Annotated in this window: 17 protein-coding genes; 7 read left to right on the top strand and 10 right to left on the bottom strand. The window is 69.2% G+C overall.

Going from position 1 to position 20,646, the window contains the following annotated elements; translation table 11 throughout:
- Window positions 1-220: 220 nt before the first annotated feature.
- Window positions 221-820, top strand: coding sequence for a TetR/AcrR family transcriptional regulator (locus ON27_RS27865; protein WP_040870930.1), 600 nt, complete (start codon window positions 221-223; stop codon window positions 818-820).
- A gap of 84 nt (window positions 821-904) precedes the next feature.
- Window positions 905-2,185 carry a DUF5685 family protein gene (locus ON27_RS27860; RefSeq protein ID WP_245560226.1) on the top strand — a complete coding sequence of 427 codons (1,281 nt, stop codon included), beginning with the start codon at window positions 905-907 and terminating at the stop codon, window positions 2,183-2,185.
- Window positions 2,186-2,257: 72 nt separating this feature from the next.
- Here the strand turns inward: ON27_RS27860 and ON27_RS27855 are convergent, their stop codons facing one another.
- The gene (locus tag ON27_RS27855) at window positions 2,258-3,145 is read right to left on the bottom strand and encodes a MaoC family dehydratase (RefSeq protein WP_051047050.1); all 888 of its coding nucleotides are present in this window, start codon (window positions 3,143-3,145) and stop codon (window positions 2,258-2,260) included.
- Window positions 3,145-4,503 (bottom strand): 3-oxoacyl-ACP reductase, encoded by a 1,359-nt coding sequence (locus ON27_RS27850; protein WP_043734120.1) that lies wholly within the window; start codon window positions 4,501-4,503, stop codon window positions 3,145-3,147. Before ON27_RS27850 ends, ON27_RS27855 begins: the two co-directional genes overlap by 1 nt.
- Before the next feature lie 207 nt (window positions 4,504-4,710).
- Here ON27_RS27850 and ON27_RS27845 point away from each other — a divergent pair, with 207 nt between their 5' ends.
- Window positions 4,711-6,033: an acetyl-CoA C-acetyltransferase gene (locus ON27_RS27845; protein WP_043734119.1), complete on the top strand. Its 1,323-nt coding sequence runs from the start codon at window positions 4,711-4,713 to the stop codon at window positions 6,031-6,033.
- A gap of 62 nt (window positions 6,034-6,095) precedes the next feature.
- Here the strand turns inward: ON27_RS27845 and gnd are convergent, their stop codons facing one another.
- Window positions 6,096-7,124, bottom strand: coding sequence for a phosphogluconate dehydrogenase (NAD(+)-dependent, decarboxylating) (gnd, locus tag ON27_RS27840; RefSeq protein ID WP_043734137.1), 1,029 nt, complete (start codon window positions 7,122-7,124; stop codon window positions 6,096-6,098).
- Window positions 7,125-7,440: 316 nt separating this feature from the next.
- Between gnd and ON27_RS27835 the strand changes: the two genes are divergently transcribed.
- Window positions 7,441-9,339, top strand: coding sequence for a VanW family protein (locus tag ON27_RS27835; RefSeq protein WP_043734135.1), 1,899 nt, complete (start codon window positions 7,441-7,443; stop codon window positions 9,337-9,339).
- Window positions 9,340-9,398: 59 nt separating this feature from the next.
- Here the strand turns inward: ON27_RS27835 and ON27_RS27830 are convergent, their stop codons facing one another.
- The 3 genes from ON27_RS27830 to ON27_RS27820 all read right to left on the bottom strand — a co-directional run bounded on the left by ON27_RS27830 (window position 9,399) and on the right by ON27_RS27820 (window position 13,331).
- Window positions 9,399-10,484: a glycoside hydrolase family 183 protein gene (locus ON27_RS27830; RefSeq protein ID WP_043734117.1), complete on the bottom strand. Its 1,086-nt coding sequence runs from the start codon at window positions 10,482-10,484 to the stop codon at window positions 9,399-9,401.
- Between the two features lie 68 nt (window positions 10,485-10,552).
- Window positions 10,553-11,305 carry a helix-turn-helix domain-containing protein gene (locus tag ON27_RS27825; protein WP_245560224.1) on the bottom strand — a complete coding sequence of 251 codons (753 nt, stop codon included), beginning with the start codon at window positions 11,303-11,305 and terminating at the stop codon, window positions 10,553-10,555.
- Window positions 11,306-11,495: 190 nt separating this feature from the next.
- Entirely contained in the window at window positions 11,496-13,331 is a 1,836-nt protein-coding gene (locus tag ON27_RS27820) for an acyl-CoA dehydrogenase (RefSeq protein WP_043734115.1), read from the bottom strand.
- Window positions 13,332-13,567: 236 nt separating this feature from the next.
- Between ON27_RS27820 and ON27_RS27815 the strand changes: the two genes are divergently transcribed.
- Window positions 13,568-14,158 carry an alpha/beta hydrolase family protein gene (locus tag ON27_RS27815; protein ID WP_043734113.1) on the top strand — a complete coding sequence of 197 codons (591 nt, stop codon included), beginning with the start codon at window positions 13,568-13,570 and terminating at the stop codon, window positions 14,156-14,158.
- 9 nt (window positions 14,159-14,167) lie between these two features.
- On the opposite strand, the gene ON27_RS27810 is transcribed toward ON27_RS27815, so the two are convergent.
- The 4 genes from ON27_RS27810 to ON27_RS27795 form a co-directional block, all read right to left on the bottom strand.
- On the bottom strand, window positions 14,168-14,842 hold the full coding sequence (locus tag ON27_RS27810) for a class I SAM-dependent methyltransferase (protein WP_043734112.1): 675 nt from the start codon (window positions 14,840-14,842) through the stop codon (window positions 14,168-14,170).
- A gap of 49 nt (window positions 14,843-14,891) precedes the next feature.
- A complete protein-coding gene (locus tag ON27_RS27805; RefSeq protein WP_043734110.1) occupies window positions 14,892-16,100 on the bottom strand; it encodes an erythromycin esterase family protein in 1,209 nt (402 codons plus the stop codon).
- A gap of 95 nt (window positions 16,101-16,195) precedes the next feature.
- Window positions 16,196-17,302 (bottom strand): glycoside hydrolase family 183 protein, encoded by a 1,107-nt coding sequence (locus tag ON27_RS27800; protein WP_043734132.1) that lies wholly within the window; start codon window positions 17,300-17,302, stop codon window positions 16,196-16,198.
- Between the two features lie 176 nt (window positions 17,303-17,478).
- Window positions 17,479-18,234, bottom strand: a complete 756-nt coding sequence (locus tag ON27_RS27795) for a crotonase/enoyl-CoA hydratase family protein (RefSeq protein WP_043734109.1) — start codon at window positions 18,232-18,234, stop codon at window positions 17,479-17,481.
- A gap of 117 nt (window positions 18,235-18,351) precedes the next feature.
- Between ON27_RS27795 and ON27_RS27790 the strand changes: the two genes are divergently transcribed.
- Window positions 18,352-19,881 (top strand): acetyl-CoA acetyltransferase, encoded by a 1,530-nt coding sequence (locus ON27_RS27790; RefSeq protein WP_043734108.1) that lies wholly within the window; start codon window positions 18,352-18,354, stop codon window positions 19,879-19,881.
- Entirely contained in the window at window positions 19,878-20,642 is a 765-nt protein-coding gene (locus tag ON27_RS27785) for a crotonase/enoyl-CoA hydratase family protein (RefSeq protein ID WP_043734106.1), read from the top strand. Before ON27_RS27790 ends, ON27_RS27785 begins: the two co-directional genes overlap by 4 nt.
- Window positions 20,643-20,646: the final 4 nt, after the last annotated feature.

Genomic DNA, 20,646 nt, shown 5'->3' with positions numbered 1-20,646 from the left:
GGTGCCGCAGGTGCTCGACCGGCTGGAGCAGGCGGTGTCGAGCGGGCGACTGCCGATGGCGCAGGTGGACGCCTCGGTAGTGCGCGTGGCCGCGTTCAAGGGTGCGTTGCCGCGCTGCTGAGCAGCGGCGCACAGCCGGGTCGGGCGACTGGTGAGCAAATCGGACCGCCGGAACTTACCTTGGAGTAATATATGAGATTCATCTGTGGTAGGAGTGTGGATGGCGGGCGGTACGAAGCGGCTTCCGCGGGCGGTACGCGAGCAGCAGATGCTCGACGCCGCCGTGGAGGTCTTCTCGCGTAAAGGCTTCCACGACACGTCGATGGACGCGATCGCCGCCGAGGCGAAGATCTCGAAGCCGATGCTCTACCTGTACTACGGCTCCAAAGACGAACTGTTCCGCGCCTGCATCCAGCGGGAGGGATTGCGCTTCATCGAATCCGTCGCACCCGCCGGAAATCCCTTGCTCACGCCGCACGAGCAGGTGCGTACCGCGCTCGAGGGCTTCCTCGGCTTCGTCGACCGCAACCGGCGCTCCTGGCAGGTGCTCTACCGTCAGGCCATCGGCCAGCAGGCGTTCGCCTCGGAGATCGAGAACGCGCGCGAACGCGTCATCGAGCTGACCGCCAAACTGCTGGAGTCCAGCGCCAAGCACGCCGAGCCGGGCACGAACTTCGACGTCGTCGCGGTCGCGGTGATCGGCGCGGGGGAGGCCATCGCCGACCGGCTGGCCAGTGGCCGGATCGAGGTCGCCGAGGCGGTCGACCTGCTCGACGACCTGGCCTGGCGCGGTCTCGCGGGCCGGAAGAAAACCGAGTAACCCGCCTTTTGCCCGCACCGGTTGCTTCCGCGCCGCCCTTTTGCCACAGTGCGTGAGTTCGCACAGCGCGGACCGGCTCATTCGATGGAGCCGGGGAGAAACGGGGCGGAAGTGTTCGGGTTGCTCAGGCCGTGTGCGCACGGCGCTCAGAAGTACGGAATCGATGCGGCCGAGTGGCGGGCGCATCTGTGTGGCTTGTGTCTCGGGCTGCGGGACGGGCACGGTCAGCTCGCTCGCGCCACCACCAACAAGGACGCGCTGGTGCTGAGCATGCTCACCGAGGCGCAATCCGGTTCGGCCGCACGCGCCACCGCGGCGCCGTGCCCACTGCGCGGCATGCGCCGCGCGTCGGTGGTCACCGCCGACTCGCCCGGCGTTCAGCTCGCCACCACCGCCTCACTGCTGTTGGCGGCGGCCAAGATTCGCGACCACGTGGACGACGGCGAGGTGGCCGGGCTCGCGCGCAAGCCGTTGGCGAAAGCCGCGGCGCGCTGGGGCCGGGAGGCCCGCGCGGGTGCGGCGCGGATCGGTCTCGACGTCGACCCGCTGGTCGCGGCATTGGACGCGCAGGTGCGCCTGGAGCAGGAGACGAAGGAGCTGGTCGCGGTGGGCGCGGCGGCGCGGCCGGCCGGGTTCGTGCCGGAACCGCTTGCCGGATCGCCGGATTGGCGTTCCGCGATGGCGCCTTCGGGCGACCCGCTGGACCGGTTGACCGCCCCCACTCAACTGTGCGCGTCGGCCTTCTTCGCGCACACCGCCGTCCTGGCCGAGCGCCCGGACAATATCGATGCGTTGCGCGCGGCCGGATGGCAATTCGGCCGGATCGCGCATCTGGCCGACGCCGTCGCCGACTACGACGACGACGTCGCCAACAACCGCTTCAACCCACTGGCGGCCACCGGCACCACCGTGCCCGAGGCATACGAGCTGCTGCGGCAATCGAATTCGCGCCTGCGCGCGGCCGTCGCGGAAGCCGAGCTGAGCCGCGTGCCCACCGTCCGCTGGATGCTGCTCGACCCGCTCACCGCAGTGCTGCGGCGGCTCGGCAGCGGACTCGGGACCCTCGCCGCCCACACCTGCTCGGTGTCGCCCGAGAGCGCCGAGCGCGCCGAGATCCGCGCCCACCGGCACGGAACCGGGCACCGTCCGCCGACCCGTCGCCCCGGCATCGGCGAATCCCTCGCGCTCATCCTGGGCGGCTACTGCACCGGGTACGCCTGCTGCGCCGACCACACGCAACCGTGCACCGGCGAACGCAAGGACGCCTGGATCAAGAATTGCGACTGCAGCGATTGCGGCGAGTGCGATTGCGGCTGCTGCAATTGCGGCGACTGCGGTTGCTGCAATTGCGGTTGCGACTGCTGATCCACCCGGGGTCCGGAACGCACCGAGCCGCATCCCGATTCGCGGGAATCGGAATGCGGCTCGGCGGATCGCTCAGCGCAGGGTCGCCGTCAGATGCGGATACCCCTTCTTCGGGTGACGCAGCGCCAGATCCCAACCGCCTTCGGCCTGGTCGGCATACAGGTTGACGGTGGAGGGCAACAGAATCGGCTTGCCGAACTTGACCGAGTAGGTGGTCTGCTCCGGAATGCGCCCCTCGACGGCGCCGAGAACGGTCGCCGCCGACCACATGCCATGGGCGATCGACCGCGGGAAGCCGAACGCCTTCGCGCCCAACGCCGAAGTGTGGATCGGGTTGTGGTCGCCGGAGGCGGCGGCGTAACGGGTGATCGTCTTCTGATCCACCCGCAGTGTGCGCAGCGGCGGCGGCGGAACCTCGTCCGGCTTCGGCTCCTGTTTCGGCCCGCCCGACAGCGAGGTGCGCTGCTGGTGCAGGAACGTGGTGACCTGGTGCCACACCAGCTCCCGGCCCACCTTGACGTCGCTGATCGCGTCCACGAGCAGGCCCTTCGGGTGCTCGCGCAGATTCTCGATGTGCGTGCGAATGTCCAGCGGCTCGCTCACCGAGATGTCCCGGGTGCGCTCGATGACGTTCTGCGCGTGCACCGCACCCACCGCGACGAACGGGAAGTCCCGCGCCACCACCAGCTGCATGGCCAGCGGGAAGGTGAGGATGAACGGATAGGTCAGCGGCAGCGCGTCGCCGAACCGCAGACCCGTGGCCCGGCAGTAGGCGGCCAGGTGATCCGGATCCACCCGCAGGCCGTCGAGCTGAACGGCCCGGTCCGGCAGTGTCGGCTTGCGCGCCGACAGCAGCGGCACCGCGCCGAGCGCGGCCTTGACGAACAGACGGCTGTTCTTCGGTGGTTCGGTGAGGGCGATCACCTGGGTCTTGTCCCGGCTGGCTGGAGCCTGCGTCATCATGCTCCGATCAGGCTCTGTCCGCAGACCCGCACCACGTTGCCGGTCACCGCGTTCGACGCCGGGCTCGCGAAGTAGGCGATGGTCTCGGCGACGTCGACGGTCTGGCCGCCCTGCAGCAGCGAGCTCATCAGCCGGCCCGCTTCCCGGGTGGCCAGCGGGATCGCGGCGGTCATCGCGGTCTCGATGAAGCCGGGCGCGACGGCGTTGATGGTGATGTTCTTCTCCGCCAGCTTCGGCGCCTCGGCGTTCACCATGCCGATGACGCCCGCCTTGGACGCGCCGTAGTTGGTCTGGCCGCGGTTGCCCGCGATGCCCGCGATCGAGGACACGTCGATCACCCGACCGCCCTCCTTCAGCGCGCCCCTGGCCACCAAGCCCTCGGTGATCCGATGCGGCGCAGCGAGATTGACGTTGATGACCGCGTTCCAGCGGCCCTCGTCCATGTTCGCCAGCAGTTTGTCGCGGGTGATGCCCGCGTTGTGCACGATGATGTCGATGCCGCCGAAACGCTCGGTGGCGAACTCCGCCAGCTTCTCCGCGGCGTCGGGGGCGGTCACGTCGAGCGCGAGCGCGGTGCCGCCCACCTTGTTCGCGGTCTGCGACAGCGCCTCGCCCGCGGCCGGGATGTCGGCCACGATCACCTGGGCGCCGTCGCGGGCGAACACCTCGGCGATGGTGGCGCCGATGCCGCGCGCCGCGCCGGTCACCACCGCGACCTTGCCTTCCAGCGGGCGATCCCAGTCGGCGGGTGCGCTCGCGTCGTCCTTGCCGACCCGGATGACCTGACCGTCGACGAACGCCGACTTGGCCGAGAGCAGGAAGCGCAGGGTCGACTCCAGGCCGGTGGCCGTGGCCGCCGCCTCCGGGTGCAGGTAGACCAGCTGGGCGGTGGAGCCGCGCAGCAGTTCCTTGGCCACCGAGCGGGTGAAGCCCTCCAGGGCGCGCTGCGCGATCTGCTCGTCCACGCCGGAAGCCAGCTCCGGGGTGGTACCGACGACCACGATGCGCCCGGACGCCGCGAGGCTGCGCATGGCGGGCTGGAAGAACTCGAACAGCTGCGAGAGATCCTCGACGGTGCCGATGCCGGTGGCGTCGAACACCAGGGCGCCGTACTTGGTGTCGGGGCTGAGCGCATCGGCGAAGGTGTAGTCCGACAGCAGGGCGCGCACCGGCTCGGCGACCCGGCCCTTGCCGCCGATCAGCACCGGGCCCGGCAGCGCGGGCTCGCCCTTGACGTAGCGGCGCAGTGTCTCCGGCTTCGGAAGGCCGAGCTTGCTGGCCAGGAACGCGCCAGGTGCGGAGTGTACGAACGATCCATAGAGGTTGGGAGCACCCTTGCTCTTGCTGGCTGCCACTATTCCTACCTTTTCTGAGTTCAGTCTCTCGGGTCTGGGGTCGCCCCGGCGTGGTTTGCTAGCGCACATTTGCGGGGTACGTGTCGACATTAAACTTACTCCAGAGTAAGTTTAATGTAAACAACCGCGACGGGGCGCCGATCAGCGTGGAATCTCCGCGCCGGCCGGGCCGCCGGGGCATCCACCTACGAGACCTTGGAGACTCGAGTGACCAGCAAAGCCCGTTCGGCCAAGAGCGCCGCCAAGACCGGTAAGACCACCCGCCCGGTCGCGATCGTGGGCGGCAACCGGATTCCGTTCGCTCGCTCGGACAAGGCGTACGCGCACGCCTCGAACCAGGACATGTTCACCGCCGCGCTGGACGGGCTGGTCAGCCGTTTCGGCCTGCAGGGCGAGCGGCTCGGCATGGTCGTCGGCGGCGCCGTGCTCAAGCGGGTCGGCGAGCACGGCCTGATCCGGGAGAGCGTGCTCGGCAGCAAGCTCAGCCCGTACACCCCGGCCCACGATCTGCAGCTGGCCTGCGGCACCGGCCTCCAGGCGATCGTCACCGTCGGTGACGCGATCGCCGCCGGCCGCATCGAAGCGGGCGTCGGCGGCGGCACCGACACCACGTCGGACGCGCCGATCGGCGTGAGCGAGGGCATGCGGGAGTGGATGCTCGACGCCAACCGCGCAAAGACCAACAAGGACCGGCTCAAGCTGGTCGGCCAGTTGCGCCCGAGCATGCTCGGCATCGAGATCCCGCGCAATGCCGAGCCCCGCACCGGCCTGTCCATGGGTGAGCACGCCGCCATCACCGCCAAGGAATTCGCCGTCGCGCGGGAGGCGCAGGACGAGCTGGCCTACTTGTCGCACAAGAACATGGCGGCCGCCTACGATCGCGGTTTCTTCGACGACCTGATCACCCCGTTCCTGGGTCTCACTCGCGACGACAATCTGCGGCCGAACTCCTCCGTCGAGAAGCTGGCCACCCTGAAGCCGGTCTTCGGGGTCGAGGCGGGCGACGCGACCATGACCGCGGGCAACTCCACCCCGCTCACCGACGGGGCTTCGACGGTGCTGCTGTCCAGCGAGGAGTGGGCCGCCGAACGCAACCTGCCGGTGCTGGCCCACCTGGTCGACAGCGAGGTCGCCGCGGTCGACTACATCCACGGCCCCGACGGTCTGCTGATGGCGCCCACCTACGCGGTGCCGCGCCTGCTCGCGCGCAACGGCCTGACCCTGCAGGACTTCGACTACTACGAGATCCACGAGGCCTTCGCCTCGGTGGTGCTGGCCACCCTGGCCGCGTGGGAGTCCGACGCCTACTGCAAGGAGCGCCTGGGCCTCGACGGCGCGCTCGGCTCGATCGATCGCGGCAAGCTCAACGTCAACGGTTCGTCGCTGGCCGCGGGCCACCCCTTCGCCGCCACCGGCGGGCGCATCGTCGCCTCCACGGCGAAGCTGTTGGCCGAGAAGGGCTCCGGGCGCGCCCTCATCTCCATCTGCGCGGCGGGCGGGCAGGGCGTCGTGGCCATCCTGGAGCGCTGACGACGGAAGTGATCTCACCGGCGAAGGTGGTCCGATCGAAGGTTTCGGTCGACCACCTTCGCCTATTTCTCGGGCAACTCCAGGTGCCCGCCGAACGCTTTGCGCATCGCCGAGAGCAGTTTGTCCGCGTATAGGGAATCGCCGCGGGAGGAGAACCGCGCGAAAAGGGCGGACGCCAGCACGGGTACGGGCACACCGGTGTCGATGGCGGCATCGATCGTCCAGCGGCCCTCGCCGGAGTCGGACACCCGGCCGCTGTAGGAGTCCAGGTTCGGGTCGGCGTGCAGCGCCGCCGCGGTGAGGTCGAGCAGCCATGAGGCGACCACCGAACCCCGTCGCCACACCTCGGTGATCTCGGGCAGGTCGAGGTCGTACCGGTAGTGCTCGGGGTGCTCCAGCGGCGTCTCCTCGGCGGAGAACTCGCCCGCGTGCTCGGCTCCGTAGTTCGCCCGGTGCAGGATGTTCAGCCCTTCGGCGTAGGCGGCCATCGCCCCGTATTCGATGCCGTTGTGCACCATCTTCACGAAGTGGCCCGCGCCCGCCGGCCCGCAGTGCAGATAGCCCAGTTCGGCGGTGGACGGTTCGCCGGTGCGTCCCGGTGTCCGCTCCGCCGCCCCCAGTCCCGGCGCGATCGACTTCAGCAGCGGGTCCAGGTACTTCACCGGCTCGGTCTCGCCGCCGATCATCAGGCAGAAGCCGCGCGTCAGGCCGAACACCCCGCCCGAGGTGCCGATGTCCACGTAGTGGATGCCGCTGGGCTTCAGCCGCTCGGCGCGCGCGAGGTCCTCGTGGTAGCGGCTGTTGCCGCCGTCGATCACGATGTCGCCGGGCTCGAGCAGTTCGGCGACCTGCTCGATCACCGCCCCGGTCGCGCCGGCCGGGATCATCACCCACACCACGCGCGGCGTCTCCAGCATGCCCACGAATTCGGTGAGGTCGGTGCTGCCCCGGAAGCCGTCCCCGAGCTCTTCGCGCAGTTCGTCGATGTGGGAGGAGCGACGTTCGTATCCGACGGCGGTGTGCCCGTCCCTGACGATGCGGCGCACGATGTTGGCGCCCATCCGGCCCAGGCCGATCATTCCCAGCTGCATGCCATCCATCTCCCTCGTGTATGCGAAGTCTTGCGGCGGGGTGGTCCGTCTCGATTCTCCCGCGTGGGATCGGTCACGGTCGGCCGTGCGGGTGTAACGCCCCTGGCGGCAGTCCGATAAACAGGTCGGCTCCGCGCAGTTGCCAGACCCCCGACCCGGCAACTGCGCGGGCCTCTTTGTGTGGTGTACCCGGTTCTTTGCGCGGGATTTGCTCTACGCCCGAGCTGTGCCGACCGCTGTCGGTAAGGACCACTATCGTTGGTGGGGACTCGCGTCGTGCGGGTCCACAACTCAATCGAACGTGGAGGACGGGTTCGTGACGAGCCAGCCGAGCACCGGAGGACGCGGCCCACAATCCGAGGGCGAAGTCGGATGGCGCCAGCTCCTCGGGGCGGAGCGACCCCAGGAATCGGACCGGTCGGTCGCATGGAGCGGTGACGCTCAGCCCACTCAGCCCTTGCAAACTACTCGCCGCAGGCCGGTGCCGCCCGCACCCCGCCGTGCGCCCGCGCGTCGCCCGATCTCCACCCCGCCGCCGAAGCGCTCGGACAGCGCCGTCGTGCGCCGGGCGGCCGTCGGAGTCGGCGCGGCGCTGGCGGTCGTGGGTCTCGGATACCTGGCGGACTTGACGCTTTCCTCGGGTGAGGTGCCGCGCGGCACCGTCGTCGCGGGCGTCGACGTGGGCGGCATGGACACCTCGGCCGCCGACGCCCGCCTGCGCGCCGAGCTCGATCCGAGGGCGAACCGGGAGCTGCCGCTGCGCATCGGCGACGTGCAGACCCGCATCGTGCCCAGCGCCGCCGGGTTGTCGGTGGACTGGGACGGCACCTGGTCGCGGATCGGCTCCCAGCCGCTCAACCCGTTCACCCGCCTCGCCTCCTTCTTCGTCACGCGCGACGTGGCGATCGTCAGCGCGATCGATGGGCAGGCGCTGGATCGTCAACTGACCGAGCTGCGGGTGCACGACCGAGCTTCGGTCGACGGCACGGTCACCTTCGACAAGGCCAGACCCGTGGCGGTCGCGCCCGTTCCGGGCCGGGTGCTCGACGCCGCCGCCGCGCGCACGGAGCTGGCCGACCGGTGGATCACCGGCACGACAGTGGATCTTCCCGTGGTTCCCGCGCCGCTGCAGGTGCGTCCGGAGGCCGTCGACAAAGCTCTGCGTGAGATCGCCGAGCCCGCCGTGCGGGCGCCGATCTCCTTCGCGGGCAAGGGCGCGGCGGCCAGGCTCGATCCCGAGCAGATCGCCTCCGTGCTCACCTTCGCGCCGGACGGGCAGGGCGGCTTGGCCGTGGCGGTGAACCAGGACGCCGCGATCGGTCTGCTCGCGCCGCAACTGGCCACCACGGAAGTCGAGCCGAAGGACGCGACGTTCGCGGTGTCCGGGGGCAAGCCGTCGGTCGTCCCCGCCGTGGTCGGCGACAAGATCAACTGGCCGAAGACCTTCGAACAGTTCACCGCGCTGCTGGTCGCCCCGGGCGAGCGCACCGCGCAGGTGGTCTACGAGCGGATCGAGCCGAAACTGACCACCGAGGCCGCGCAGGGTCTCGGTGTGATCGAGACCGTCGGATCGTTCACCACCGGCGGGTTCAGCGGTCCGTCCGGCGTCAACATCCGCACCGTGGCCAGGAAGGTCAACGGCGCGATCGTGAAGCCGGGAGAGACGTTCTCGCTCAACGAGTTCACCGGCCCGCGCGGCACCGCCGAGGGCTATGTCGAGTCCGGCATCATCGACCACGGCCGTCCCAGCACCGCTGTCGGCGGCGGTATCAGCCAGTTCGCCACCACGCTCTACAACGCGGCGTATTTCGCCGGTCTGGAGGACGCGGGGCACACCGAGCACAGCTACTACATCTCCCGCTACCCCGCCGCTCGGGAAGCCACCGTCTTCGACGGCGCGATCGATCTGAAGTTCCGCAACGACAGCCGAACCGGCATCTACATCGAGACGTTCGCGACCGACTCCGAGATCACCGTCCGCCTGTGGGGCACCAAGACCGTCGACGTCGAATCCATCACCGGCGAGAAGACCAAACCGACCGAACCCAACACCATCACCCTGCCCAAGGGCAAGGACTGCATCGCCTCCGAAGGCGCCCCCGGCTTCACCATCTCCGATACCCGCGTCATCACCGACCGCAAGACGGGCCGCGAAGTCTCCCGCAAGACCCGCACGGTGAAGTACGACCCGATCCCGATCGTGAAGTGCGAGTGAGGGAACGACCTCGCTTTCCGGCGTGACCGGACCCGACGGGTCTCACCTGTCGAGCGGGCTCACAACGGCGTCTTCATCAGCAGCACGTTGTATTGGGTGTGCTGGGTGACCAGGAAGTAGAGATCCCGGCCGGTTTGGTAGGGGTAGATCATCGGCGCGTAGGCGGTGGGGAGGGAGCGGGCTTCGATGAGTACGCGCGGTTCGCTCCACGGTCCTTCGGGAGCGGCCGCGGTGCGCAGGACGACGCTGTTGGCCGGGTCGGTGGTCAGCATGACGTACTGGCCGAGGTAGTCGTTCCACATGACCGACAGCTCGGCGACGCCGCCGACGATCGGGGCCGCGGTCTTCGCGTCGGTGGGCTTCCACTCCTTGCCGTCCCAGTACTCGTAGGCGTCGATATTCGCGATATCGGATTCCTTCGCGCGGGAGACGAACCCGGCATTGTTCCGGCCCGCGGGCGTGCCGTAGCGGTAGACGTAGCCGCCCGCCTTCAGGAAGGCGTTCTGCTGGAAGTTCTCGTGGCCGTCGATGTTCGCGCGACGAGTGTGAGTGAGCTGCGACCAGGTGGTGCCGCCGTCACCGGAGGAGGCCAGAGTGGAGAAGTTGGTGTGCCACTTGCCGTGGTCGCCCCACTCGCGGACCGACATCATGCTCATGTACTGCACGCCGCCCACCGAGATGCCCGCCGTCGGGATCAAGCTGATCTCGATGCCGGGGATCTTGGGGCTCGGCAACGGGTTCGGCACCACGTCGTCGAAGATGATGCCCTCGGCCGGGTCGTGCGAGGAGCTGCGGAACAGCACGTTGCTGGTCCAGGCCCAGATGCTGCCGGCGAGCAGGTTCGGGATGCCGATGCCCGCGCTGTCGCCGAAGGCGGTGATCATCCGGCCGTTGCCGTCGTCCCACATGATGCCGAGATCGGTGCCGAGCACGTTGACGCTCTGCGTGCGATTCGGGCTGTCCATGCCGGTCACCTGGAAGACCGCTTTGGTCGGTCCGGGCAGCTCGGGCAGGCCGTGGATGCCGTTGAGCGCCGGAATCGGGATGACGTTGTTCGGATCGGCGCCCGCGGGCGCGGCCGCGGCCAGCGCGAGGACCGCGGCGAGCGCACTGGTTCGGGCGAGGGCGGACAGCGATCGGGTCATCCGGCAATTCCCTTCTCCTGGGACGCAGTCTGCTGGATCATTCTGCCCGCTTCCCGCCGCGCTGTCGCCTACATCGATGCGCGCGCTGCCCGCGTTCCGGGAACCGTCACCAGCCGGTAGAGCCACCACGGGCGTTCCGGGAGTTCCGGACTGTAGACGCGCATGCTCATCGAACGGACCCGGCGGGTGGCGAGGTCGCGCACCTGCAGCCTGCCGCGCGGAATGTCCGCCGCGCGCACTTCGGTGGTCCACATGCGGTCCCAATCGGGGGAGCGGCGGCAGCGTTCGGCGATCTGTTCGACGCGCTCGCGCGGAGCCAGCGGGGACAGGATGCGGAAGGCGTCGACGAGCAGATGCGCCTCGACGGCCCAGTCCACCATCACCCGCCGGGCCGCCGCGTCGAGGAACATCCACTCCAGCACGTTCGCCCGGGCGACCGCCCCGGGAAAGACGCGTTCGTAGGCGGAATTCGCCTCCACCAGATCCTGGGTCGGCATCCGCTGGAAGCAGGCCGGGTCGGGCAAGCTGTGCAGATCGGCGAGGTCGTCCGGGGTCGGCGTGGACGGACCCGGTCCGTAGGCGGCGTCGCGGAAGCTCGGCGTGGTCAGCACGACGATGTGCCTGCGGTACCAGATCGGCACCTCGAGCGCGTCGAACAACTGTTGCAGCAGGGTGTGATTCGGCGCCACCGCACCGCTCTCGACCTGCTCCAGGATCGCCTCGGTGAGATCGGCGCGCTGGGCGAGATGGGCGGCCGTCAGCCCCGCGGCGAGGCGTCGTTCGCGCAGATAAGCGCCGATGCCAGTTGCGTTGCGCGTCACCTCGGGCACCCCTGCCGACATTTCGGGTGTCGAACTGTGTGAAGCGGGAGGTTCCTGCTGCCCCCCGGGAGCACGCAATCTACCGGAGAGGATGGGCGTCGAGCGGTGATCGAACGTCACGAATCGACAAACTAGACGACAGCGGCCCGGAGAAATTCTCCGGGCCGCTGTGTATTCGCTTGTGCGGGCGTCAGAACGCGGCTTCGTCCAGCTCCATGATGTCGTTGTCCAGGTTGGACAGCACCGCGCGGGTGGCGGTCAGCTCCGGCAGGATGTTGCGGGCGAAGAACTGCGCGACCGCGATCTTGCCGTTGTAGAACGCCTCGTCGGCGCCGGTCGCGCCGTTGTCCAGCGCCGCGATGGCGATCTCGGCCTGGCGCAGCAGCTGCCAGCCGATCAGCAGGTCACCCACGGAGAGCAGGAAGCGCACCGAACCGAGGCCGACCTTGTACAGCTCGCTCGGCTGCTCCTGGGCGCCCATCAGGTGGCCGGTGAGCGTGGCGGCCATGGCCTGCACGTCCTCCAGCGCGGTGGCCAGCAGCTTGCGCTCGGCCTTCAGGCGGCCGTTGCCCGCCTCGGCGTCGATGAACTTCTGCACCTGACCGGCCACGTGGGCCAGCGCCACGCCGCGGTCGCGGGCGATCTTGCGGAAGAAGAAGTCCTGCGCCTGGATGGCGGTGGTGCCCTCGTAGAGGGAATCGATCTTCGCGTCGCGGATGTACTGCTCGATCGGGTAGTCCTGCAGGAAGCCGGAACCACCGAGGGTCTGCAGCGACTCGGTGAGGTATTGGTAGGCCCGCTCGGAGCCGACGCCCTTGACGATCGGCAGCAGCAGGTCGTTGACCCGCGCGGCCAAGTCGGCGTCGGCGCCGGAAACCAGCTGCGCCACATCCTCGTTCTGGTGGGCGGCGGTGTACAGGTACACCGCGCGCAGGCCCTCCGCGTACGCCTTCTGGGTGGCCAGCGAACGACGGACGTCCGGGTGGTGGGTGATGGTGACGCGAGGGGCGGCCTTGTCGGTCATCTTGGTCAGGTCGGCGCCCTGGACCCGCTCCTTGGCGTAGTCCCGCGCGTTCAGGTAACCGGTCGACAGGGTGGCGATGGCCTTGGTGCCCACCATCATGCGAGCGTGCTCGATGACGTCGAACATCTGCGCGATGCCGTTGTGCACCTCGCCCACCAGCCAGCCCTTGGCCGGGATGCCGTGGCCGCCGAAGGTGACCTCACAGGTGGCCGAGACCTTCAGGCCCATCTTGTGCTCGACGTTGGTGACGAAGACGCCGTTGCGCTCGCCCAGCTCGCCGGTCTCGTGGTCGAAGTGGAACTTCGGCACGAAGAACAGCGACAGGCCCTTGGTGCCCGGGCCCGCGCCCTCGGGGCGGGCCAGCACCAGATGCATGATGTTCGGGAACAGGTCGTCGGAGTCGGCGGAGGTGATGAACCGCTTGACGCCTTCGATGTGCCAGGTGCCGTCTTCCTGCTTGATCGCCTTGGTGCGTCCGGCGCCGACATCGGAACCGGCGTCGGGCTCGGTGAGCACCATGGTGGCGCCCCAGCCCTGCTCGGCGGCGATCTTCGCCCAGCCCTTCTGCTCTTCGGTGGCGTTGTTGTAGAAGATGTTCGCGAAGCCGGGGCCCGCGGCGTACATGAACGCGGCCGGCTGCGCGCCCAGGATCAGCTCGGCGATGGCCCAGTAGGCCGCGCGCGGGATCGGCAGGCCGCCCAGCTCCTCTTCGATGCCCAGCTTGTCCCAGCCGCCGTCCTGCAGGGTGCGGTAGCTCTTCTTGAAGGACTCGGGCAGAGTGACCGTGTGGGTCTCGGGATCGAAGACCGGCGGGTTGCGGTCAGCGTCGGCGAACGACTCGCCGAGCGGACCTTCGGCCAGGCGACGCACCTCGTTGAGCATCTCCTTCACGGTGTCCGTGTCGAGATCGCCGTAGGCGCCGCTGTCCAGGAGCGACCCGAGGCCGAGAACCTCGAAGAGGTTGAACTCCAGGTCGCGGACATTGCTCTTGTAGTGACCCATTGTCAGTACTCACTCTCCGTTGAGTTGGTGCGGTCGGTTGGTTGCCGTTCCCGCCCGTTGTTCGCTCCACCGGGTAGTCGTGCCGGTTTTCCGCATGCTACTCGCGGGTAACTTATCCCCATATTACCGGCCGGTAATGACTGCGCAAAGAGCTGAGCAGGCAATGTGACGCGTTTTACAGTGTCTGATTGGCAGCGCCGCAGGCGCTGCAAAACAAACACAGCAAGATGTACACAATGCGGATCGAGACGAGTGCGGGACCGGCTGAGATTGTGCTCGAACAGCCGCGCAGGCCCGCGTTCCTGCTGCTGCTCACGCATGGCGCTGGTGGCGGGGTGGACGCGAAGGACCTGCTCGTGGTGCGTGACGCGGCGCTGCGGTTGGGCGGTGCGGTCGCGCGGGTGGTGCAGCCGTATCGGGTCGCCGGGCGGCGTGCGCCGGGTTCGGCGGTCAAGCAGGACGAGGCCTGGCTCGAGGTGGTCGCTCGGTTGCGCGGACGCAAACGCGTTCCGCTGATCCAGGGCGGGCGCAGCAACGGGGCGCGGGTCGCCTGTAGGACGGCGGTGGCGGCGCGGGCTCGCGGCGTCATCGCGCTGTCGTTCCCGCTGCATCCGCCGGGCAAGCCGGAGAATTCGCGCCGGGACGAACTGCTCGCTCCCGGCGACATCGAAGTGGTGGTGGTCAACGGGGCCAACGACCCGTTCGGCATTCCCGATCCCGCCGATGCCGCCGAGGTTCGGGTCGTCCCCGGCCAGCCGCATGCCTTCCGCGCCGGCTTCGATCTGATCGCCGAGACGGTGACTCCGTGGCTGGAGCGCTGGTCCTGAGTCGCGCCGCTATTCGGCGGGCCGGGTGGCGATGACCAGGGCGTCGATGGCGTCGCCGGTTTCCGTCGGACGGTAGACGCGGTCGGCGATGCGCACGCGGATCCGGCTGGCCGCGGCCAGCGGACCGAGGTCGGCGGCGATGTCGTCGGGCGTGAACAGGATGGCCGGGTCCTGCGGCCCGCCGCAGCCGTCGGTGATGTTGGTGGTGTCGTGACCGAGCACCAGCAGGGTGCCTTCCGGCGCGAGCAACTCCGCCGCCGTGCGGACCAACGCGCGGCGCTGCTCGGCGGGCAGGTGCAGGAACACCATCAGGACCAACTCGAACGGTCCGGTGATGCCCGCTTCGTCGAGGTGGGTGACGTCGGCGCACTGCCAGGTGATGCGGTTGCGGACCGAGCGGGACAGCCGCGAGGCCACGGTGCGGCCTTTGTCGATGCCCACCTGGGAATAGTCGACGGCGTGCACCTGCCAACCGTGTGTGGCCAGCCAGAGGGTGTTGCGCCCCTCGCCGCAGGCCAGGTCGAGCGCGCGGGGAAACTCCGGCTCGTCGCCCTCGGGGGTGGCGGCCCGCAGCGGCGCACGGCGTTCCAACCCGTAGACGTGCTCGACCACGGTGTTGTTCGGCGGTGCGCCCCAGACCAATTCCGTTTGCGCGTAGCGCTCGTCCCAGTCGGCCGCATCCATGTTTCGAGTCTATTGATCGCGTGGCCCGCGCCCCCGGGGGTTGCTCGAGTTAGGCCGATACCTGCGACAGCCAGTGCACCGGCGTGGTCGAGCGCACGTGGATGAGCACGTCGAACGCGTCGGCGAGGGAGGAGACCCGGATGTGCGCCTCGGCGTCGGCGGCCGGGTCGTAGACGCCGCTGATGGTGCGCAACTTCGCGGGGCCGGTCAGCCAGTCGCGTACCGGCTCCGGCGCCGCGGCGTGCAGGTCCAGGTAGTACGCGGGCAGGTCGACCTCGCCCAGCGCTGCGTCGACAAGGTCCGGCCGCGGGTCGGGCGCCACGGCCGCGCCGAGATCGCCGTGATGGAAGCCGATACCGGCGGACAGGTATCCGTCACCCAGTTCAGCGCGCAAATGGCTTCCCGCACCGCGGAATTCGGCGGTGCCGAAGCCGATCGGAAGGTTGGTGGTGTGCGCCAGCCCGTCCCAGTAGGCGATCTTCGCGCCGGTCCTGCGCTGCCATTCCAGCACGGTCTCGGCGGAAGGCCGTTCGTCCCTGGCGAACCCCTGGCTCGCGACGCTGCGCCGGTGGAAGTCGAGGATCAGCCGGGCGTGGGCGAGCGCTGTGGCGCGCTCCTTCGTGTCCGGCAATTGCGTGAGCAGGGCGAGGGCGTCTTCGGCGTGCTCGGCGAACGGGCGGCCCGGATGGATGCCCTGGTGGCGCTGGACGTGCTCGTCGATGTGGTGCGCGGTGCGGATCGGCGCGAGGTGCGCCTCGATCACGGCGGACCGGTCGGGCGCAGTGTGCCGTACATAGTCCAGCACGGCGTCGTAGTCGCTCGGCTCGGCTCGGGGTGGTTCGACGCCGAAGATCCGCACCGGGTCTTGCGGATGTGCCAGGTTGTACGCGCGGATCCAGTGCAACGTGGCCACCGATTCCTCGGTGCGCCACGGCCGCCAGGACCCGGCGAGCACCGTCTCCGGATCACTTTCGCCCGCGGTGACGAACCGATCCCAGCGTTCACCGGAACGCGCGTTGTCCTGAATCGCCAGAGCGCGGAAACCGTGCCGTTCGACCAGCCCGCGGAAGATCCGTTCCCGCACACCGTAGGTCTGCCGGGAAAAGCGCGTCGACTCGCCCAGCCCCACCACCGTGGCGGCGCCCAGGCGCGTGATCAAGGCGTCGAGATCCGAGCCGGCGGCGTCCGGATCGGAACTGTCGATCGCGACGGCGTTGTCGCGCAGCCAGGCGCGGACGTCGGTGGTCGTGCTGAGCATGCTGCCTCCCGGAAACGTGAACGATCCAACGCGGGCCAGCCTCATACATGAACCTTTGTTGAGGTCAAGCGCCGCGTCGGATCGCCGGTCCCGGGCTACAACGTCGTGCGCATCAGCAAGACGTTGTACTGGCTGTGCACCGTCGTGAGGAAGTACAGATCGCGCCCGGTCTGGTACGGGAAGATCGAGGGCGCGTAGGCGGTGGGTAATTCCCTGGTGTCGATCAGGACTTCCGGATCGCTCCACGGCCCGACCGGGGACGACGCGCGCCGCATCACCACGGAATTGAATCGGTCGGTGGTGAGCGAAATGTATTGCCCGAGATACGCGTTGTACATCACCGACAGTTCGCCGACGCCCCACATGATCGGCGCGGCGGCATTCACGTCGTTCTTGCGCCAAGCGCGTCCGTCCCAGTATTCGTATTCGGCGAGATTCGCGATATCCGGTGCGCGGACCCGGGCCACGTGGGCGGTGTGATCGCGTCCGGACCGGGTGCCGTATTCGTAGACGTATCCGCCGTCCGCGAGAAACGCGTTCATCTGGAAGTTGGCGTTGCCGCCCTCGTTCGTCCGCCGGGTTTCGGGCAGTTCGGCCCAGGTCTCGCCATTGTCTCCGGAAACGGCGAGACCGGAGAAGTTGGTGCTCCACTGACCGACGTCGTCCCAGGTCTTCACCGACATCAGGCTCATGTACTGCACCCCGTCGACCGCGATGCCGGCGGTGGGGATCCGGCTGATCTCCAGGAACGGGATCTTCGGGCTGGGGATGAGGTCGCGCGCCTGACCGAACACGTCGCGCACCACGCTGTCGAAATAGATGCCCTCGGCGGGATCCTTGGTGTGGCTGCGCAGCAGGATATTGCTGCGCCAGGACCACATGCTGCCCGCGAGCAGATTCGGGAAGCCGACGCCCGCGGTGTCGCCGAACGCGGTGAGCATTTCCCCGCGCCCGTTGTCCCACATGATGCCGAGGTCGGTGCCGAGGACGTTATAGGTCTGGGTGTTGTTCGGGCTGGCCATACCGGTCACCTGGAATACCGCTTTGGTGCGGCCGAGCAGATTCGGTAATCCGGTGGAGCCGTTGAGGACCGGGATCGGATTGATGGCGTTCGGGTTGGCGACGGCGGGGGTGGTCGCGGTGCAGAGCAAGGCCGTGACACCCGCCAGCGCCGGTAGTAGGAAGGATGCGGTCTTGATCACTGTCTGTGAGCCCTCCGGTTTCTTCCCGAGAGCGGTGCGAACCACGGACCTCACGCGATACACAGACCCTTCGCAGTGTGCCGCGCACCACTAGTCGACTGGCTGGCGAATCGTGCAAATGCTAGCAACGAAACCGGTCGGTGTGGGGCTTCTGCAGCATACTGGCAAATTTTCAGCTATTTACCTGGCGGGCGGCCGATCGCTTTGCGCAGGATCAGGGGAAATTGGGTCGCGCGTTCGACGGCGAAGGTTCGCCGGGCGGATGCCTGCCACGACTTGTCGAACAGGCGCTTGGCGGCGGCGACGGCATGCGGCGACCGCGTCGCGATGCGGTCGGCGAGTCGCTCGGCCTCGGCGAGCGGGTCTGCCGTCACTTCGGTGACCAAGCCGATCGACGCGGCGTAGGCCGCGTCGACGGTGTCCGCGGTCATCGTGAGCAGGAGGGCTTTGTCGATGCCGATCAACCTGGACAGCGTTGCCGCGCCGGTCATGTCGGGGACGAGGCCGTGCTTGGCCTCCATGACGGAGAACTCGGCATCGGGGGTGGCGAAACGGAAGTCCGCGGCGAGGGCGAGCTGGAGTCCGCCGCCGTAGCAGCGTCCGTGCACCGCGGCGATCACCGGCACGGGCAGACGGCGCCAAGCCCAGCACGCCTCTTGGAAGGCGTTGGTGCCGCGCCAGGGCCGCGGCACGAAGTTCCGCACGATAGCCAATGGGTCGCTGGTCGCTGCCGCGATGTCCAGGCCGCTGCTGAAGCTGGGTCCGTTGCCGGACAGGATGACCGCGCGCACGTCGCCATGGCGGGCGATGCTGTGCGCGCTGGCAACCAGTCCGCTGAGCATGCCGACGGTCAAGCCGTTGTGCTTGTCCGGCCGGTCGAGCGCGACGTAGGCGCGGTGCTCGTCGAACCGCAGTGCGATGTTGGTGCCCATGCCCGGATCTTACTCGTGAGTCAGTTATCGACGGTGCGCTGTTGCCGGAGCGCTCGGGCTCTGCTCTAATCGGACGCAAGTTACCGTCAATGCTGACGGTTATGGAGCGGAGGACGCATGCTGCCAGCCGGAATGGACCCGAGGACGCCGGTGCTCGTCGGCGCCGGGCAGGTCGTACACCGACCGGACGAGCCGGGGCTGCCCGGCCCGGTCCAACTCGCCGTCGAGTCCCTGCGCCGGGCGGGCGACGACAGCGGTGTCGGTGACCGTCTGCTGCGCTCGGCCGACTTGGTCGCCGCCGTCGCTCCGGTCAGCCGTCCCTATGGGGACTTGGGCGCGCTCGTCGCCGCCGAGTTGGGCGCCACCCCGAAACGGACCGTGCAATCGGTGCGCTTCGGCGGCGACGCCCCGCAGCGGCTGCTCAACACCGTCGCGCAGGCCATCGCCGACGGACGTTCGGACGTGGCCCTGCTGACCGGAGCCGAAGCCGTGTACTCCGGGAACGCCGCTGCCCGCGCCGGCGCTGCGGTGGACTGGCCGGAGCAGCCGGAGGACGCGGCCCCCGACGAGGTCATCGGCTCCGATCGCGGGCCGAACTCGGACATGGAGACCGCCGCGGGTTTGTGGGGTCCGGTGTACTTCTACGCGCTCATGGAGACCGCGTTGCGCCGCAGGCTCGGGTCGAGCGAGGCGGCGCACCGCGAGCGGATCGGCGAACTGTGGGCGCGGCTGTCGCGGATCGCGGCGGGCAATCCCTATGCGTGGCAGCCCGCCGTGCACAGCGCCGCCGACCTGGTCACGCCCGCGCCCGCCAATCGCATGGTGTCGACGCCGTATCCGAAGCTGATGGTCGCGAACCTGAGCGTCGATCTGGGCGCCGGTCTCATCCTGTGCAGCGCGGCGGCCGCCGACGCCGCGGGCGTGCCGCGCGACCGGTGGGTGTTCCCGCACGGCGGCGCCACCGCGACCGACGAGTGGTTCGTCTCCGAGCGCGCCGATATGTCCCGCTCGCCCGCCATCGCGGCGGCGGGCGCGGCGGCGCTGGGCGCGGCGGGGATCGGGGTGGACGATGTCGCCCACATCGACCTCTACTCCTGCTTCCCGGTCGCGGTGCAGATCGCCGCCGAGGAACTCGATCTGCCGATCGACGACCCGGCACGGCCGCTGTCGGTCACCGGCGGTCTCACCTTCGCGGGCGGGCCGGGCAACAACTACACGACCCATTCGATCGCGACGCTGTCCGGCATGCTCCGCGCCGACCCCGGCGCCTACGGCCTGGCGACGGCCCTCGGCTGGTACAGCACCAAGCACGGCGTCGGCGTGTACTCGGCCAGACCGCCCGCGCGGCTGTTCCGTGCGATCGAAGCCCAAGTGCCGCAGGCGCGGCGCGAGCCGGCGCCCGGGTACACCGGCCCCGCCACGGTCGAGGCATATACCGTCGCCTACCGCAAGGGCTCCGGGCCGGACCGTGCCGACGAGCCGGAAGCCGTTGTGGTGAGCGCACTGACACCGGCGGGGACCCGCATACTGGTCCGGGCGTCGGATGCCGACACCCTCGCGGCGTTCACCGCGGGCGATCCGCTCGGCGCGGACGCCGAGATCGCCGCGGACTCCTTCACCCTGCTCACCGAGAGGAGCGCCCGATGAACGACCTCGTTCTCGTCGAGCGGCGCGACGCCGTCACCGTCTTGACGGTCAACCGTCCCGAGGCGCGCAACGCGATCAACCTGGCCGCCGCGCAGGCCATCGAGGCCGCCGTCGACGAGTTCGAAGCCGACGACGCCGCGCGCGTGCTCGTGCTCACCGGTGCGGGCGGAACCTTCAGCGCCGGGATGGATCTCGTCGCCGCGTCGAAAGGCGAGATGCCGATGACGCAGCGCCGCGGTCCGCTCGGCATCTCGGCCGCGCCCCCGGCGAAGCCGATGATCTCCGCGGTCGAGGGCTTCGCGCTGGCCGGTGGTTTCGAACTGGCGCTGGCGGGCGACCTCATCGTCGCCGCCCGCGACGCGCAGTTCGGCATCCCCGAGGTCAAGCGCGGTCTGGTGGCGGCGGGCGGTGGTGTGCTGCGGCTGACCCAGCGGCTGCCGCGCAGTATGGCCGCCGAACTCGCGCTCACCGGCGGGCGGGTCGGCGCCGAGCGGCTCTACCAGCTCGGCTTGGTCAACCGGGTCACCGAGCCGGGCGGGGCGCTGTCGGTGGCGCTCGAACTCGCGGCCGAGATCGCCGCCGCCGCACCGCTCGCTGTGGCCGCGAGTAAGCGCATCATCGACCAGTCGCCGGATTGGCCGGTCGCGGAGGCTTTCGCGAAGCAGGGGGAGATCGCCTTGCCCGCGCTGCTGTCCAAGGACGCCGCCGAGGGTGCGCTGGCGTTCGCGCAGAAGCGCGAGCCCCGGTGGCAGGGACGCTGAGGGA

The sequence above is a fragment of the Nocardia asiatica NBRC 100129 genome (assembly GCF_000308415.1).
In the GTDB taxonomy this organism is placed as follows: Bacteria; Actinomycetota; Actinomycetes; order Mycobacteriales; family Mycobacteriaceae; genus Nocardia; species Nocardia asiatica.
Note: the sequence above shows the minus strand (reverse complement) of the source record. Positions and strands in the feature narration are given on the sequence as shown.